Source organism: Streptococcus sp. 27098_8_70, assembly GCF_041432215.1.
GTDB lineage: Bacteria > Bacillota > Bacilli > Lactobacillales > Streptococcaceae > Streptococcus > Streptococcus oralis_CP.
In genome coordinates this window covers 736,192-752,355 of record NZ_JAPVZD010000001.1, presented here as the reverse complement: position 1 = coordinate 752,355, position 16,164 = coordinate 736,192, and the positions used below count along the sequence as shown (strand labels likewise).

General features: G+C 43.1%; 14 protein-coding genes. 12 read left to right on the top strand and 2 right to left on the bottom strand.

What is annotated here, in order from left to right:
• Nucleotides 1-4 precede the first annotated feature (4 nt).
• Complete coding sequence (locus O3655_RS03605) at nucleotides 5-799, bottom strand: transporter substrate-binding domain-containing protein (protein ID WP_000726173.1); 795 nt, start codon at nucleotides 797-799, stop codon at nucleotides 5-7.
• A 10-nt stretch (nucleotides 800-809) separates the two neighbouring features.
• Nucleotides 810-1,568: an amino acid ABC transporter ATP-binding protein gene (locus tag O3655_RS03600; RefSeq protein WP_001229587.1), complete on the bottom strand. Its 759-nt coding sequence runs from the start codon at nucleotides 1,566-1,568 to the stop codon at nucleotides 810-812.
• Nucleotides 1,569-1,745: 177 nt separating this feature from the next.
• Between O3655_RS03600 and recJ the strand changes: the two genes are divergently transcribed.
• From recJ to brnQ, 12 genes are all read left to right on the top strand, one after another.
• Nucleotides 1,746-3,965, top strand: coding sequence for a single-stranded-DNA-specific exonuclease RecJ (recJ, locus tag O3655_RS03595; protein WP_308697276.1), 2,220 nt, complete (start codon nucleotides 1,746-1,748; stop codon nucleotides 3,963-3,965).
• Between the two features lie 283 nt (nucleotides 3,966-4,248).
• Nucleotides 4,249-4,896, top strand: a complete 648-nt coding sequence (locus O3655_RS03590) for a CHAP domain-containing protein (RefSeq protein ID WP_308697247.1) — start codon at nucleotides 4,249-4,251, stop codon at nucleotides 4,894-4,896.
• Nucleotides 4,897-5,394: 498 nt separating this feature from the next.
• Nucleotides 5,395-7,056, top strand: coding sequence for a ribonuclease J (locus O3655_RS03585; protein ID WP_308697248.1), 1,662 nt, complete (start codon nucleotides 5,395-5,397; stop codon nucleotides 7,054-7,056).
• Nucleotides 7,057-7,124: 68 nt separating this feature from the next.
• Complete coding sequence (locus O3655_RS03580) at nucleotides 7,125-7,904, top strand: alpha/beta hydrolase family protein (RefSeq protein WP_000290059.1); 780 nt, start codon at nucleotides 7,125-7,127, stop codon at nucleotides 7,902-7,904.
• A 104-nt stretch (nucleotides 7,905-8,008) separates the two neighbouring features.
• Nucleotides 8,009-8,710 carry a M57 family metalloprotease gene (locus O3655_RS03575; RefSeq protein WP_308697249.1) on the top strand — a complete coding sequence of 234 codons (702 nt, stop codon included), beginning with the start codon at nucleotides 8,009-8,011 and terminating at the stop codon, nucleotides 8,708-8,710.
• Between the two features lie 101 nt (nucleotides 8,711-8,811).
• Nucleotides 8,812-10,659, top strand: coding sequence for an excinuclease ABC subunit UvrC (gene uvrC / locus O3655_RS03570; protein ID WP_308697250.1), 1,848 nt, complete (start codon nucleotides 8,812-8,814; stop codon nucleotides 10,657-10,659).
• Nucleotides 10,649-11,503, top strand: a complete 855-nt coding sequence (locus tag O3655_RS03565) for a metallophosphoesterase (RefSeq protein WP_371641172.1) — start codon at nucleotides 10,649-10,651, stop codon at nucleotides 11,501-11,503. The genes uvrC and O3655_RS03565 overlap by 11 nt, the downstream gene beginning before the upstream one ends.
• A 173-nt stretch (nucleotides 11,504-11,676) precedes the next feature.
• Nucleotides 11,677-12,282 carry a nitroreductase family protein gene (locus tag O3655_RS03560; protein WP_371641171.1) on the top strand — a complete coding sequence of 202 codons (606 nt, stop codon included), beginning with the start codon at nucleotides 11,677-11,679 and terminating at the stop codon, nucleotides 12,280-12,282.
• Nucleotides 12,283-12,294: 12 nt separating this feature from the next.
• Nucleotides 12,295-13,695 carry a dipeptidase PepV gene (pepV, locus tag O3655_RS03555; protein ID WP_217970602.1) on the top strand — a complete coding sequence of 467 codons (1,401 nt, stop codon included), beginning with the start codon at nucleotides 12,295-12,297 and terminating at the stop codon, nucleotides 13,693-13,695.
• Between the two features lie 53 nt (nucleotides 13,696-13,748).
• The gene (locus tag O3655_RS03550; RefSeq protein WP_371641170.1) at nucleotides 13,749-14,339 is read left to right on the top strand and encodes a uracil-DNA glycosylase family protein; all 591 of its coding nucleotides are present in this window, start codon (nucleotides 13,749-13,751) and stop codon (nucleotides 14,337-14,339) included.
• Entirely contained in the window at nucleotides 14,336-14,623 is a 288-nt protein-coding gene (locus O3655_RS03545) for a rhodanese-like domain-containing protein (protein ID WP_000659165.1), read from the top strand. Before O3655_RS03550 ends, O3655_RS03545 begins: the two co-directional genes overlap by 4 nt.
• Nucleotides 14,624-14,807: 184 nt before the next feature.
• On the top strand, nucleotides 14,808-16,133 hold the full coding sequence (brnQ, locus tag O3655_RS03540; RefSeq protein ID WP_001074595.1) for a branched-chain amino acid transport system II carrier protein: 1,326 nt from the start codon (nucleotides 14,808-14,810) through the stop codon (nucleotides 16,131-16,133).
• The last annotated feature ends 31 nt before the right edge of the window (nucleotides 16,134-16,164 follow it).

Sequence of the window (16,164 nt, the reverse complement as noted above, 5' to 3'; positions counted from 1 at the left end):
CTCCTTAATCTGCGGTATGGCTAGATGGTTTGAGCTTGTATCGGTCATAGAGTTTCTGCAAACTACCATCCTTGGTCCATTTAGTGACCAAGGTATCAAGATAGTCGTTTAGCTCGGTATTTGATTTCTTGGTGACGATACCGTAGTCAGATGGCTTGAAACTATCATCTAGTAGTTCTGTCCGTTTACTAATGTAGCCAGACAGGATAGAGCGATCCACGGAAAAGGCATCAATACGGTGAGCGTGAAGGGAAGTAATCAATTCTGGGTAGGAACCAAGTTCAACGAATTTAAAGGTTAGACCTTTCTTTTTGCCCAGTTCAGTAATCAGGCGTTGGGTGATGGATCCTTGGGCAACCCCAATCGTTTTACCGTTTAGGTCCTCAATGCTTTTGATGTTGGCAGATTTATTGACCAAAAAGCCAGAAGCGTCCGTGTAGTAGGGACTTGTAAAGTTATAGAGTTTTTTGCGTTCGTCTGTGATGGTGAAGGTTGCGATATCCAAATCGACCTGTTCATTGTCAAGAAGAGGTCCACGGGTTTGAGCGGTAACAGGAACGTAGCGAATCTTGACCTTGAGCTCATCTGCAATCATCTTGGCTAAGTCGGTTTCGATACCAGAATAAGTCCCTGTCTTGGGATCTTTGTAACCAAAATTGGGAACGTCTTGTTTGACACCGACAACCAGTTCGCCTCTTTTTTGAATGTCTGCGACGCTAGTATCGGCTTGGACTGGTTTTGCAGCAGCAAGACCGAAAAGGCTAATCAATAATGCTGATAAAAAGAATTTCTTTTTCATAGGCGCCTCCTTATTTGACTTTGTCACTTTCGTGGTTGATAATTTTGCTGAGGAATTGCTGGGCACGAGGTTCGCTTGGATTGTCGAAAAAGTCATCGACATCTGTCGTATCCACCAAAACTTCTCCGTCGGCCATAAAGATGATACGGTCAGCAACTTCACGGGCAAAGCCCATTTCGTGGGTAACGATGATCATGTTCATTCCGTCATGTGCCAGTTTTTGCATAACTGCTAGAACATCTCCGATAGTCTCAGGATCAAGAGCAGATGTTGGCTCATCAAAGAGGAGGAGTTCGGGATGCATAGCGAGTCCGCGTGCGATGGCAATCCGTTGTTTTTGTCCACCAGATAGCATGGCCGGATAGGAATCTTTCTTGTCCCACATATTTACAAATTCCAGATATTTTTGGGCTGTTTTTTCAGCTTCTTTTTTATCAATTCCTAGAACTTTAATGGGTGCAAGTGTTACATTTTCTAACACTGTTTTGTGTGGATAAAGGTTAAAATGTTGAAAAACCATGCCCACTTCCTTACGGAGAGGAACTAGATCTTTCTGACTGGCACCTGCTACTTGATGTCCATTGACTAGGAGACTTCCTTTGTCAACAGCCTCTAAACCATTAATCGTTCGGATAAGAGTGGACTTCCCAGAACCGGAAGGTCCAAGCAGGACAACAACTTGTCCTTTTTCAAAACGGAGATTGATGTCGCGGAGTGCGTGGTAGTCTCCGTAATATTTTTCGACGTTTTTAAATTCTACTAAAGCCATGAGAGATCTCCTTTGTGTTAGATTTTATAACATGATTCTACAACAAAAGAATGTTCTTGTCAAATCATATCTGAAAAAAATTCACTAAAATATTATAAAAAAGCAATCTGGATAGAGAAAATGCCTAAATCATGTTATAATGAAACGATAGAATTCTTAGAAAGAGTGGATGTTTTTTTGATAACTCCTACTTATGAATGGCAGTTTGCCCCGCAGGTTGAAGATGCGGATTTTACAAAGATAGCCAAGAAGGCTGGACTGGGTCCTGAGGTGGCTCGGTTATTATTTGAAAGAGGGATTCAGGATGAAGAAAGTCTAAAGAAGTTTTTAGAACCTTCTTTAGAGGATTTACATGACCCCTATCTGCTCCATGATATGGATAAGGCAGTGGAACGGATTCGTCAGGCCATTGAAGAAGGGGAAAATATTCTCATTTATGGAGACTACGATGCGGATGGCATGACTTCGGCTTCTATTATTAAGGAAAGTTTAGAACAGCTTGGCGCCGAGTGCCGTGTTCACCTACCCAATCGTTTTACCGATGGCTATGGTCCCAATGCCAGTGTCTATAAATACTTTATCGAGCAAGAGGGAATTTCCTTGATTGTGACAGTGGATAATGGAGTTGCTGGTCACGAGGCCATTGAATTGGCCCAGTCTATGGGAGTAGATGTCATTGTGACCGACCACCATTCCATGCCGGAAACCCTTCCTGATGCCTATGCGATTGTTCACCCTGAACATCCAGATGCGGACTATCCTTTCAAACAGTTGGCCGGATGCGGAGTGGCTTTCAAGCTAGCTTGCGCTCTTTTAGAAGAAGTGCAAGTGGAGCTACTCGATTTGGTCGCTATCGGAACCATTGCAGATATGGTGAGTTTGACGGATGAGAATCGCATTTTGGTCCAATATGGTCTGGAGATGCTGGGGCATACTCAGCGTATTGGTCTACAAGAAATGCTGGATATGGCTGGGATTGCTGCTAATGAAGTAACGGAAGAAACGGTTGGCTTTCAGATTGCCCCTCGTTTAAATGCCTTGGGGCGATTGGATGATCCCAATCCTGCCATTGATTTGCTGACTGGGTTTGACGACGAGGAAGCTCATGAGATTGCCCTCATGATTCACCAGAAAAATGAAGAGCGCAAGGAAATCGTTCAGTCAATCTATGAAGAAGCTAAGACCATGGTGGATCCTGAGAAGAAGGTCCAGGTCTTGGCAAAGGAAGGCTGGAATCCTGGCGTTCTGGGTATCGTTGCTGGTCGTTTGTTGGAAGAACTAGGGCAGACAGTCATCGTTCTTAATATAGAAGATGATCGTGCCAAGGGTAGCGCTCGTAGTGTGGAAGCGGTCGATATTTTTGAAGCCCTAGATCCCCATCGCGACCTCTTTATCGCCTTTGGCGGCCATGCTGGTGCAGCAGGAATGACGCTGGAAGTGGAGAAACTCTCAGATTTATCTCAGGTCCTAGAAGATTATATCCGTGAAAAAGGCGCAGATGCTAGTGGTAAGAATAAGTTAAATCTAGATGAAGAGTTGGACTTGGAGACTCTTAGCCTGGAAACGGTTAAAAGTTTTGAACGCTTGGCACCCTTTGGAATGGACAATCAGAAACCTGTCTTTTATATCAAGGATTTTCAGGTCGAAAGTGCCCGTACCATGGGGGCAGGCAATGCCCATCTCAAGCTGAAAATTTCCAAGGGTGAGGCGACTTTTGAAGTGGTGGCCTTTGGACAAGGTAGATGGGCGACAGAGTTTGCTCAAACAAAAAACCTAGAATTGGCAGTTACCTTGTCTGTCAATCAATGGAATGGTCAAACTGCCCTCCAGTTGATGATGGTGGATGCGCGTGTGGAGGGTATTCAACTCTTTAACATTCGTGGGAAGAATGCAGTCTTGCCAGAAGGGGTTCCAGTCTTGGATTTTTCTGGTGAGTTGCCAGATCTAGCGACTAGTGACGCGGTTGTTGTGAAAACCATTCCCGAGGATATTACCCTGCTGAAGACCATTTTTCAGGAACAGGATTTCTCTGCTGTCTATTTCAAAAATGACATCGATAAGGCCTACTATCTGACAGGTTACGGGACTAGAGAACAGTTTGCAAAATTGTACAAGACCATTTACCAGTTTCCAGAGTTTGATATTCGCTACAAGCTGAAAGATCTGGCGGCTTATCTCAATATCCAACAAATCTTGCTGGTCAAGATGATTCAAGTATTTGAGGAACTGGGCTTTGTAACGATCAAAGATGGTGTCATGACAGTCAATAAAGAAGCGCCAAAGAGGGAGATTGGAGAAAGTCAGATATACCAAAAACTTAAACAAACCGTCAAAGATCAAGAAATGATGGCGCTGGGTACCGTGCAAGAAATATATGACTTTTTAATGGAGTTATAGATGGAAAGGGACTGAGATGACCTATTTCGGTCTCTTTTTGTCGGATAAATGCTTGATGTGGGAGTGGTTGATAAGACGGTCTTTTGAGTGGTTCACTGATGTAAAAATTGGGGAAAATGATTCATTTTCTATTCTCTTCTATCACTTTATACGATGTCTACTTTTAAACCTTATGTAGTAAAAGTATAAATTTTTGTAACAGGACTAAAATATAACTCTAAACGAACTGACATGTAAATCAAGTATGATTTTCTTATCAAGAAAATATAAGGGGAATCTAGTTATGAAAAAAACAGTTACGAAACTGACTCTTGGTTTGACTTCTACCGCTATTTTGGCTACAGTTGGGGCTCAAACTGTTCATGCGAACTCTTACGTTGTCCAAGACGGTGATTCATTTTATGCCATTGCAACTGCAAACGGCATGGATCCGCATGAGTTGGCAGCTTTGAATGGAAAAACCATCTTTGACACTATCCACCCAGGCGAAGTATTGGAAGTAAGTGGTTCCGCTCAGGCTAGCTCTACCTACAGTGCTCCAGCTAGCACTGCGAATGTGGTATCAGATACAGAGGATGTTGTCGAAAAGACTCCGACAAACTATGGAAACTCTTATCCTGTTGGTCAGTGTACATGGGGTGTGAAAGAATTGGCTCCTTGGGCTAGCAACTGGTGGGGAAATGCCAACACGTGGGCAATCTACGCGAGCGCTCAAGGTTATAAGACAGGAAGTGTTCCAGTAGTAGGAGCAATCGCCGTTTGGGATGGTGGTGAATATGGACACGTTGCTTATGTAACAGATGTTCAAAGTGAAAACTCTATCCAGGTATTGGAAGCAAACTACAGACGTCAAAAGCAGATTGCGAATTATCGTGGCTTCTTTAATCCTCATGAATTTTTAGGTAACGTAACTTATATCTATCCAAACTAAAGATGATAAAAAGATTTAGAATTTCTAAGTCTTTTTTCTTTTTGAAGAAATTTCCTATCGTTAACCTCCATCTTAATGGCTAATTGCTGAAATTTTTAGATTCTGTAGCGAACAGGAAATTTTCGCTTTTGGATGTAGATAAACCATGTCTTTGTAGAAAATAGTTCTCAAGTCGAGAGGTAAAAGCAAGTTTTTTGAACTAAAAGAAAAATTTAGAGTTCGAGAAAGGTATCTGAAATCAAATTGATTCAGAAAATCCGTATTTTTGATGGTACAATCGTTCTATTATCTTCGATGAAGCCTCCAAAAGAGAAGTCAAAGTAAAAGAATTCGATTCACAGTAGTGACTAATCTCTAGTTAAAAACCTATCTTCGTTTTGAAAATAATCAAAAAAATGGTATAATGGTAGGAAAAGATTCGGCTGAAAGTTTGAGAACTTTTAGAATAAGAGGGTGAATTCGCCCTATAATCAAGATAAATGAAGTTTCGGAGGGAAAATGAGTAATATTAGTTTAACAACACTAGGTGGTGTACGAGAAAATGGTAAAAATATGTACATCGCTGAAATCGATGGTTCTATTTTTGTTTTGGATGCGGGGCTTAAATACCCTGAAAATGAACAACTAGGTGTTGATGTCGTCATTCCAAATATGGACTACCTTTTTGAAAATAGCGATCGTATCGCAGGGGTCTTTTTGACCCACGGACATGCAGATGCCATTGGTGCCCTGCCTTATCTTTTGGCAGAGGCTAAGGTGCCTGTATTTGGTTCTGAGTTGACCATTGAGTTGGCCAAACTCTTTGTCAAAGGAAATGATACGGTTAAGAAATTCAATGACTTCCATGTGATTGATGAAGATACGGAGATTGATTTTGGAGGGACTGTGGTTTCCTTCTTCCGTACAACTCACTCTATCCCAGAAAGTTTGGGAATAGTCCTGAAAACAGCTGAAGGTAGCATCGTTTATACAGGGGACTTCAAGTTTGACCAGACAGCTAGCGAATCCTATGCGACGGATTTTGCTCGTTTGGCAGAAATCGGTCGTGATGGTGTCTTGGCGCTCCTCAGTGATTCAGCCAATGCAGACAGCAATATCCAGGTGGCGAGTGAGAGTGAAGTTGGAGACGAAATTACCCAGACCATTGCAGATTGGGAAGGTCGTATCATCGTTGCCGCAGTTGCCAGCAACCTTTCTCGTATCCAGCAGGTTTTTGATGCTGCAGCAGATACAGGTCGCCGAGTTGTTTTGACTGGATTTGATATTGAAAATATCGTCCGCACTGCGATTCGACTCAAAAAATTGTCTCTAGCCAATGAAAGTCTCTTGATTAAACCCAAAGAAATGTCTCGTTTTGACGACCATGAGTTGATTATCCTTGAGACGGGCCGTATGGGTGAGCCGATTAATGGACTTCGCAAGATGTCCATTGGACGCCACCGTTATGTGGAAATCAAAGATGGGGACTTGGTCTATATCGTAACCACTCCATCTATCGCCAAAGAAGCTGTCATGGCGCGTGTTGAAAACATGATCTACCAAGCTGGTGGTGTGGTGAAACTCATTACCCAAAGCTTGCGAGTATCCGGACATGGGAATGCGCGTGATTTGCAGTTAATGATCAATCTTTTGCAACCAAATTACCTCTTCCCTATCCAAGGGGAGTATCGTGAGTTGGATGCGCATGCCAAGGCTGCCATGGCAGTTGGAATGTTGCCAGAGCATATCTTCATCCCTAAAAAGGGAACGACCATGTCTTATGAACATGGGGACTTTGTTCCAGCTGGGGCAGTTTCTGCAGGTGATGTCTTGATTGATGGAAATGCCATCGGGGATGTTGGAAATGTCGTCCTTCGTGACCGTAAGGTCTTGTCAGAGGATGGGATCTTTATCGTGGCGATCACTGTCAACCGTCGTGAGAAAAAAATTGTGGCCAAGGCCCGTGTTCATACGCGTGGGTTTGTTTACCTCAAGAAGAGCCGCGATATTCTCCGTGAAAGTTCAGAATTGATTAACCAAACGGTAGAAGAGTATCTTCAAGGTGATGACTTTGACTGGGCAGATCTCAAAGGCAAGGTTCGCGACAATCTGACCAAGTACCTCTTTGATCAAACCAAGCGTCGCCCGGCAATCTTGCCAGTCGTGATGGAAGCAAAATAATAAGCAGCATACCTACAGAAAAAGTCGAAATTCGGCTTTTTCTTATAGAATAGTAAAAGGAGACAACCATGGCAGTTATGAATATTGAGTATTACTCAAAAGTTTTGGATATGGAGTGGGGCGTTACCGTACTCTATCCAGATGCTAGTCGGGTGACTGAACCAGATTGCACGGATATTCCTGTTCTTTATCTTTTGCACGGAATGTCAGGAAACCAAAATAGCTGGCTCAAACGTACCAATGTCGAGCGCTTGTTGCGTGGGACCAATCTCATTGTTATCATGCCCAATACTAGCAATGGCTGGTACACAGATACTCAGTATGGCTATAACTACTATACAGCTCTAGCAGAAGAGTTACCTCAGGTAATGAAACGTTTCTTCCCCAATATGACCAGCAAGCGAGAAAAAACTTTCATAGCAGGCCTATCCATGGGTGGATACGGTTCCTTCAAACTCGCTCTATCGACAAATCGTTTTTCTCATGCGGCTAGTTTTTCTGGTGCACTCAGTTTTCAGGAATTTTCTCCTGAAAGTCAGGATCTGGGGTCACTTGCATACTGGCGAGGAGTTTTTGGAGAGATTAAAGACTGGACAGCTAGTCCTCATTCGCTTGAAAGCATGGCTGCAAAATCCGATAAAAAGACTAAACTATGGGCTTGGTGTGGAGAGCAAGACTATCTCTACTCTGCCAATAATCTCGCAGTGAAAAACCTCAAAAAACTTGGTTTTGAGGTGACCTATAGTCATAGTCTAGGTAAGCACGAGTGGTACTACTGGGAAAAACAATTGGAACGTTTTTTGGCTACTCTACCAATTGACTTTGTCTTGGAAGAACGTTTATCTTAGTTTTAGGTTTCTTTCAGCTTTCTTCAGTAAAATAGAGAATCTATCTTGATCAAGGAGAATGTGATTTCAAGATAGGTTCTTATTTTTATGAAAGGTGGGGCGTCATGTTCTGGATTATTCGATTATTCTTCCGATTTCTTTTGGGAATTTGGCGTTTCTTCTGGCGTTTGGTTTGGACTGTAGTTATTCTACTGCTCATTGCCTTTGGAGTGGTTTGGTATCTGTCTGGTGATTTTCATTCTGCGGTCAATCAGGTTGAAAAAATGAGCAAGATTGGTCAAGATGGCTGGAATCAATGGAGGGAGACGGGAACGCTGGAAGTCTTGTCTCAGACAGACAGTCACCAACATGCAGAAGGTAAGTGGGCTCAGGCCTCAGCTCGCATCTATATTGAACCTCAAATGGATGAGACCTTCCAAGGTGCCTATGCAGAAGCTATAAAAAACTGGAATCAAACGGGAGCCTTTACCTTTGAGGTGGTTGCGGATCCTAGCCAGGCAGATATTGTGGCAAGTGAGATGAATGATGGATCGACCGCTGTAGCAGGTCAAGCCGAGAGTCAAACCAATTTGTTAACCAATCAATTTATATCTGTAACGGTTCGCCTGAATCACTATTATCTATCCAATCCAAGTTATGGTTATTCTTATGAACGGATTGTGCACACGGCGGAGCACGAGCTGGGGCATGCCATCGGATTGGATCATACCAACGAGACTTCTGTTATGCAGCCAGCAGGTTCCTACTATGGAATTCAGCCTCAGGATGTGAAGGCTGTTCAAGAGCTCTATACCAGTAGCGACTAGATGAAGTCGGTGCAATCTTAAAAGAAATCAAAGCTTCTCCAACAAGTGATTGGTGGGGCTTTTTGTTCGTCCTGTTACGGCCTTTTTGCTATAATGGAACTATGAATAACTTGATCAAATCAAAACTAGAGCTCTTGCCGACCAGCCCTGGTTGTTACATTCACAAGGATAAAAATGGCACCATTATCTATGTCGGAAAGGCAAAAAATCTGCGCAATCGTGTGCGCTCCTATTTCCGTGGAAGCCATGATACCAAGACAGAGGCCCTGGTGTCTGAAATTGTGGATTTTGAATTTATCGTCACTGAGTCCAATATTGAGGCACTTCTCCTAGAAATCAACCTGATTAAGGAAAATCAGCCCAAGTACAATATCATGCTCAAGGATGATAAGTCCTATCCTTTTATCAAAATCACCAATGAGCGCTATCCACGCTTGATTATTACCCGTCAGGTCAAAAAGGACGGTGGTCTTTATTTTGGCCCTTATCCAGATGTGGGGGCAGCCAATGAAATCAAGCGACTACTGGATCGGATTTTTCCTTTTCGGAAATGTACCAACCCGCCCTCTAAGGTTTGTTTTTACTACCATATCGGCCAGTGTATGGCCCATACTATCTGTAAAAAAGATGAGACCTATTTCAAGTCCATGGCTCAGGAGGTTTCTGATTTCCTAAAAGGGCAGGATGATAAAATCATCGATGACCTCAAGGGGAAGATGGTAAAGGCGGCTCAAAGTATGGAGTTTGAACGTGCGGCGGAATACCGTGATCTGATTCAGGCTATTGGAACACTTCGGACCAAGCAACGGGTTATGGCAAAGGATCTCCAAAATCGGGATGTCTTTGGCTACTATGTGGACAAGGGTTGGATGTGTGTCCAGGTTTTCTTTGTTCGTCAAGGAAAACTCATCGAACGGGATGTCAATCTCTTTCCCTACTACAATGATCCGGATGAGGACTTCTTGACCTATGTGGGACAATTTTATCAAGAAAAATCTCACCTGGTTCCTAATGAAGTATTGATTCCGCAGGATATTGACCAAGAAGCGGTCAAGGCCTTGGTGGATACCAAGATTCTCAAACCTCAACGTGGAGAGAAAAAACAACTGGTCAATCTAGCCATAAAAAATGCCCGTGTTAGTCTGGAGCAGAAGTTCAATCTGCTAGAAAAATCAGTCGAAAAGACCCAAGGAGCTATTGAAAATCTAGGACGCTTGCTTCAAATACCAACTCCGGTTCGCATTGAGTCTTTTGACAACTCCAACATCATGGGGACCAGTCCGGTGTCTGCTATGGTGGTCTTTGTCAATGGTAAACCGAGTAAGAAGGATTACCGTAAGTACAAGATAAAAACGGTTGTGGGTCCAGACGATTATGCCAGTATGCGAGAGGTCATTCGTAGACGCTATGGTCGAGTTCAACGAGACGGTTTGACTCCTCCTGATTTGATTGTGATTGATGGGGGACAAGGTCAAGTCAATATCGCCAAGCAAGTCATCCAAGAGGAGCTGGGCTTGGATATTCCCATTGCTGGGCTGCAAAAGAATGACAAGCACCAAACCCATGAAATACTCTTTGGAGATCCGCTTGAAGTGGTGGAGTTGTCTCGCAATTCTCAGGAATTTTTCCTCCTCCAACGCATTCAGGATGAGGTGCACCGCTTTGCTATCACTTTCCACCGTCAACTGCGCTCCAAAAACTCCTTTTCATCTCAACTGGATGGAATTGATGGTCTGGGACCTAAACGCAAGCAGAATCTCATGAAGCATTTCAAGTCTCTCACTAAAATCAAGGAAGCCAGTGTGGATGAGATTGTCGAAGTTGGTGTGCCAAGGGCAGTCGCAGAAGCTGTGCAGAGAAAGTTGAACCCTCAGGAAGAAGTGGAATTGGCTCAAGTGGCGGAAGAAAGAGTGGACTACCAAACAAAAGGAGATTATGATGAACCATAAAATCGCAATTTTATCAGATATTCATGGGAATGCAACGGCACTAGAAGCAGTGATTGCAGATGCTAAAACTCAAGGAGCCAGTGAATACTGGCTTCTGGGAGATATTTTTCTTCCTGGTCCAGGTGCAAATGACTTGGTGGCTTTGCTACAAGACCTTCCGATTACGGTGGCTGTTCGTGGAAACTGGGATGATTGCGTCCTGGAGGCTTTAGATGGGCAATATGGCTTAGAAGACCCACAGGAAGTTCAGCTCATGCGAATGACCCAGTTTTTAATGGAGCGAATGGATCCTGCAACGATTGTCTGGCTACGAAGCTTGCCTTTGCTGGAAAAGAAAGAAGTTGACGGACTACGCTTTTCTCTCTCTCATAATTTACCTGACAAAAATTATGGAGGTGACTTGTTGGTTGGGAATGATACAGAAAAATTTGACCAACTCCTAGATGAGGAAACGGACGTGGCAGTCTATGGTCATGTTCACAAGCAGTTGCTTCGCTATGGAAGTCAAGGGCAACAAATCATCAATCCAGGTTCGATTGGTATGCCCTATTTTGATTGGGAGGAATTAAAAAATCACCGTGCCCAGTATGCCGTGATAGAGGTTGAAGATGGGGAGTTGGTCAATATCCTGTTTCGTAAAGTCGCTTATGACTATGAAGCGGAGTTAGAATTGGCCAAGTCCAAGGGCCTTCCCTTTATCGAAATGTATGAAGAACTACGCCGAGATGACAACTATCGAGGGCACAATCTAGAACTCTTAGCTAGTTTAATTGAAAAACATGGGTATGTAGAGGATGTGAAGGATTTCTTGGAGGCTATAAAGTCAGAATACAAGATAGACTAGTTTCTTTAAGCCATTGAAAAATAGTAGGAACTGGATGAGGGAATCCCTGACTTAAATGATGGACTTCGTTTGGTTACTCATCCGTGTTCCAATTTCTTTCTATGAAAAATCTCTGCAAGCTCTTTCAAAATATGGTAGAATGGATGCAGTAGAATTAGAAAAGGAAATCGATTATGAAATTTCTTGAATTAAATAAAAAACGTCATGCGACTAAGCATTTTACTGATAAACCGGTAGATCCCAAAGATGTGCGTACGGCTATCGAAATCGCAACCTTGGCCCCAAGTGCCCATAACAGCCAGCCATGGAAGTTTGTGGTGGTTCGTGAAAAAAATGCAGAATTGGCAAAATTAGCATATGGTTCGAACTTTGAGCAGGTATCATCAGCGCCAGTGACCATTGCCTTGTTTACAGATACAGATCTTGCCAAACGTGCCCGCAAGATTGCCCGAGTTGGTGGTGCAAAGAATTTCTCAGAAGAGCAACTTCAATATTTCATGAAGAATTTGCCTGCCGAGTTTGCGCGTTACAGTGAACAGCAAGTTAGTGACTACTTGGCCCTTAATGCGGGACTAGTAGCCATGAACTTGGTTCTGGCTTTGACAGACCAGGGAATCGGTTCTAACATTATCCTTGGATTTGATAAATCAAAAGCCAACGAAGTTTTGGACATCGAAGACCGTTTCCGCCCAGAACTCTTGATTACGGTAGGTTACACTGACGAAAAATTGGAACCAAGCTACCGCTTTCCAGTGGATGAAATCATCGAGAAAAGATAGAAAGAAGAAAAAATGACAGCAATTGATTTTACAGCAGAAGTAGAAAAACGCAAAGAAGACCTCTTGGCTGACTTGTTTAGCCTTTTGGAAATCAACTCAGAACGTGATGACAGCAATGTAGATGCGCAGCATCCATTTGGACCTGGTCCAGTAAAAGCCTTGGAAAAATTCCTTGAAATCGCAGACCGCGATGGCTATCCAACTAAAAATGTTGATAACTACGCAGGACATTTTGAGTTTGGTGAAGGAGAAGAAGTTCTCGGAATCTTTGCTCACATGGACGTGGTGCCAGCTGGTAGTGGTTGGGACACAGATCCTTACACACCAACTATCAAAGACGGTCGTCTTTATGCGCGTGGAGCTTCAGACGACAAGGGGCCTACAACAGCTTGTTACTATGGTTTGAAAATCATCAAAGAATTGGGTCTTCCAACTTCTAAGAAAGTTCGTTTCATCGTCGGAACAGATGAAGAGTCAGGCTGGGCAGACATGGACTACTACTTTGAACATGTAGGACTTGCGAAACCAGACTTCGGTTTCTCTCCAGATGCTGAATTCCCTATCATCAATGGTGAAAAAGGGAATATCACAGAATATCTCCATTTTGCAGGTGAAAATACAGGTGCGGCTCGCCTTCATAGCTTCACAGGTGGTTTGCGTGAAAACATGGTACCTGAATCAGCAACAGCAGTTGTTTCAGGCGACCTGGCTGACTTGCAAGCTAAACTAGATGCCTTTGTTGCAGAACACAAACTCAGAGGAAAAATTCAAGAAGAAAACGGCCAGTACAAGGTGACTGTGATTGGTAAATCAGCTCATGGTGCTATGCCTGCATCAGGTGTCAATGGTGCGACCTACCTTGCCTTTTTCCTCAGTCAGTTTGACTTTGCAGGACCTGCCAAAGACTACCTCGACATCGCTGGTAAGATTCTTTTGAACGACCATGAGGGTGAAAATCTCAAGGTTGCTCATGTAGATGAAAAGATGGGTTCCCTTTCTATGAATGCGGGTGTCTTCCGCTTTGACGAAGCAAGTGCTGACAATACCATTGCCCTTAACTTCCGTTATCCAAAAGGAACAAGCCCAGAGCACATCCAGTCAGTCCTTGAAAACTTGCCAGTTGCTTCTGTTAGCCTTTCTGAACACGGCCATACCCCTCACTATGTGCCAATGGAAGATCCGCTTGTGCAAACCTTGTTGAATGTTTATGAAAAACAAACTGGTCTCCAAGGTCACGAGCAAGTCATCGGTGGTGGTACCTTTGGTCGTTTACTGGAACGTGGGGTTGCCTACGGTGCGATGTTCCCAGACTCAATCGATACCATGCACCAAGCCAACGAATTTATCGCCTTGGACGATCTCTTCCGAGCAGCAGCAATCTATGCAGAAGCTATTTATGAATTGATCAAATAAAACGATAGAAGTCTGAGATGTTATGCTTGGACTTCTTTTTGGAGGGAAAACAGATGTCTCAAATCGAAAGAATCAAGCAAGCCATTATGGCGGATCCGCAGAATGTCAGCTATACAGAACGCGGAATTGAACCTCTCTTTGCAGCGCCAAAGACTGCTCGCATCAATATTGTCGGTCAGGCTCCGGGATTTAAAACGCAAGAAGCTGGGATTTATTGGAAGGATAAGAGTGGCGATCGCTTGCGTGAGTGGCTAGGTGTGGATGAGGACACCTTTTACAATTCAGGTTATTTTGCAGTTCTGCCCATGGATTTCTACTTTCCGGGGCATGGCAAGTCAGGCGACCTTCCACCTCGTACAGGTTTTGCAGAAAAATGGCATCCGCAACTCTTGCAAGAGTTGCCCGATATCCAATTAACTCTCTTGATTGGACAATATGCCCAAGCCTATTATTTACATGAAAAAGTTAGTGGCAAGGTGACAGAACGGGTAAAACACTACAAAGACTATCTACCAGAATTTTTCCCTCTGGTGCACCCCTCACCACGAAATCAAATCTGGATGGCCAAAAATCCTTGGTTTGAGTCAGAAGTAGTGCCCGATTTGAAAAAAAGAATTCAAAAGATTCTTGGAGAAACAAAATGAAAGAAATTACTTTTAACGATTTTTACCAGCTTTATCAAAATGAGCAACTTTCTCTAGTGGACGTGAGAGAAGTAGAAGAGTTCCAGACGCTTCATTTAGAAGGTGCTCAAAACCTACCACTTAGTCAATTAGCTGATATCTATGATCAGTTGGACAAGGACCTCTTGCATTATGTCATTTGTAAATCTGGAATACGTTCAGCGCGTGCTTGTCAATTTCTAGTTGAACAGGGTTATGAAGTTATCAATGTTCAAGGTGGAATGACGGCCTTTGAAAATCTTTAAACCTCTATGGTGATAGATCCTAATCTTCCCTTGCTCGGTTCCAACTGAGTGAGGGATTTTGTTTTTAGATAATTCTTATTTTTAAAAATATTGAAAACATTCAATGATTAATTTTGGATACTTTTTTCAGAGTCTTAATCATGGTATACTAGGTCAGTATTTTAGAAATATGAAGGAGATTTTTATGGCTAAAAAAGGTGCCCTAACAGGCTTGCTCCTGTTTGGAATATTTTTTGGTGCGGGGAACTTGATCTTTCCGCCTTCTCTAGGTGCCCTATCTGGAGAACAGTTTCTTCCTGCCATCGCAGGTTTTGTCTTTTCAGGTGTCGGTATTGCCGTCTTGACACTTATTATTGGAACGCTAAACCCGAAAGGATACATTCACGAGATTTCTAAGAAAATCTCACCTTGGTTTGCGACGCTTTATCTTGCAGTCCTCTATCTATCAATTGGCCCCTTCTTTGCCATTCCGCGTACAGCAACAACAGCTTACGAAGTTGGGATTAGCCCCCTCTTATCCGAAGCAAACAAAGGTCTAGGATTGATTGTCTTTACCGTGCTTTACTTTGCAGCGGCTTATTTAATCTCGCTCAATCCATCAAAAATCTTGGATCGAATCGGACGCATCTTAACGCCAGTCTTTGCCTTGTTGATCGTTATCTTGGTTGTACTAGGTGCCTTCAAATATGGTGGAACAAGCCCTCAAGTAGCTTCAGCGGCCTATCAATCTTCTGCTTTCGGGACAGGATTCCTAGAAGGTTATAATACCTTAGATGCCCTTGCTTCAGTTGCCTTCAGTGTGATTGCAGTTCAAACCTTGAAACAACTTGGATTCTCCAGTAAGAAAGAGTATATTTCAACTATTTGGGTGGTTGGTATCGTTGTAGCTCTTGCCTTTAGCGCTCTTTATATCGGTTTAGGATTCCTTGGAAATCACTTCCCAGTACCAGCCGAAGCGATGAAGGGTGGAACACCAGGTGTTTATATCTTGTCGCAAGCAACTCAGGAAATCTTTGGATCAACAGCTCAACTCTTCCTTGCTGTTATGGTAACTGTAACCTGCTTCACAACGACAGTTGGCTTGATTGTGTCGACAGCAGAGTTCTTTAACGAACGTTTCCCACAAATCAGCTACAAGGTCTATGCCACTGCCTTTACCTTGATTGGATTTGCTATTGCAAACCTCGGTTTGGATGCAATCATTAAGTACTCAGTGCCAGTACTGGTAATCTTGTACCCAATCACCATCGCCATTGTGATGATCGTGATTGTGAATAAGTTTGTCGCCCTATCAAAACCGGGCATGCAGTTAACTATTGGGCTTGTTACAGCTATTGCTCTTGCAAGCGTCCTTGGAAGTTCCTTTAAGATTGAGTTTCTAGAAAATCTGATTAATGCCCTTCCGTTTGCGTCAGCCTCTCTTCCATGGCTAGTGCCAGCTATTATCGGAATCTTGCTTTCATTGTTTCTACCAAACAAACAAGAGAGTGATGTTTTTGAGATGGAATAAAAAAAAATTCTTGGTCATCGACCAAGAATTT

Excerpts from the sequence above, each read along its gene's own strand:
- O3655_RS03550 (WP_371641170.1), top strand. The coding sequence starts at position 13,749 with ATGTCTCAAATCGAAAGAATCAAGCAAGCCATTATGGCGGATCCGCAG.
- pepV (WP_217970602.1), top strand. The coding sequence starts at position 12,295 with ATGACAGCAATTGATTTTACAGCAGAAGTAGAAAAACGCAAAGAAGAC.
- O3655_RS03565 (WP_371641172.1), top strand. The coding sequence starts at position 10,649 with ATGAACCATAAAATCGCAATTTTATCAGATATTCATGGGAATGCAACG.
- O3655_RS03560 (WP_371641171.1), top strand. The coding sequence starts at position 11,677 with ATGAAATTTCTTGAATTAAATAAAAAACGTCATGCGACTAAGCATTTT.
- O3655_RS03600 (WP_001229587.1), bottom strand. The coding sequence starts at position 1,568 with ATGGCTTTAGTAGAATTTAAAAACGTCGAAAAATATTACGGAGACTAC.
- O3655_RS03575 (WP_308697249.1), top strand. The coding sequence starts at position 8,009 with ATGTTCTGGATTATTCGATTATTCTTCCGATTTCTTTTGGGAATTTGG.
- O3655_RS03580 (WP_000290059.1), top strand. The coding sequence starts at position 7,125 with ATGGCAGTTATGAATATTGAGTATTACTCAAAAGTTTTGGATATGGAG.
- brnQ (WP_001074595.1), top strand. The coding sequence starts at position 14,808 with ATGGCTAAAAAAGGTGCCCTAACAGGCTTGCTCCTGTTTGGAATATTT.
- uvrC (WP_308697250.1), top strand. The coding sequence starts at position 8,812 with ATGAATAACTTGATCAAATCAAAACTAGAGCTCTTGCCGACCAGCCCT.
- O3655_RS03545 (WP_000659165.1), top strand. The coding sequence starts at position 14,336 with ATGAAAGAAATTACTTTTAACGATTTTTACCAGCTTTATCAAAATGAG.
- O3655_RS03590 (WP_308697247.1), top strand. The coding sequence starts at position 4,249 with ATGAAAAAAACAGTTACGAAACTGACTCTTGGTTTGACTTCTACCGCT.
- O3655_RS03605 (WP_000726173.1), bottom strand. The coding sequence starts at position 799 with ATGAAAAAGAAATTCTTTTTATCAGCATTATTGATTAGCCTTTTCGGT.
- O3655_RS03585 (WP_308697248.1), top strand. The coding sequence starts at position 5,395 with ATGAGTAATATTAGTTTAACAACACTAGGTGGTGTACGAGAAAATGGT.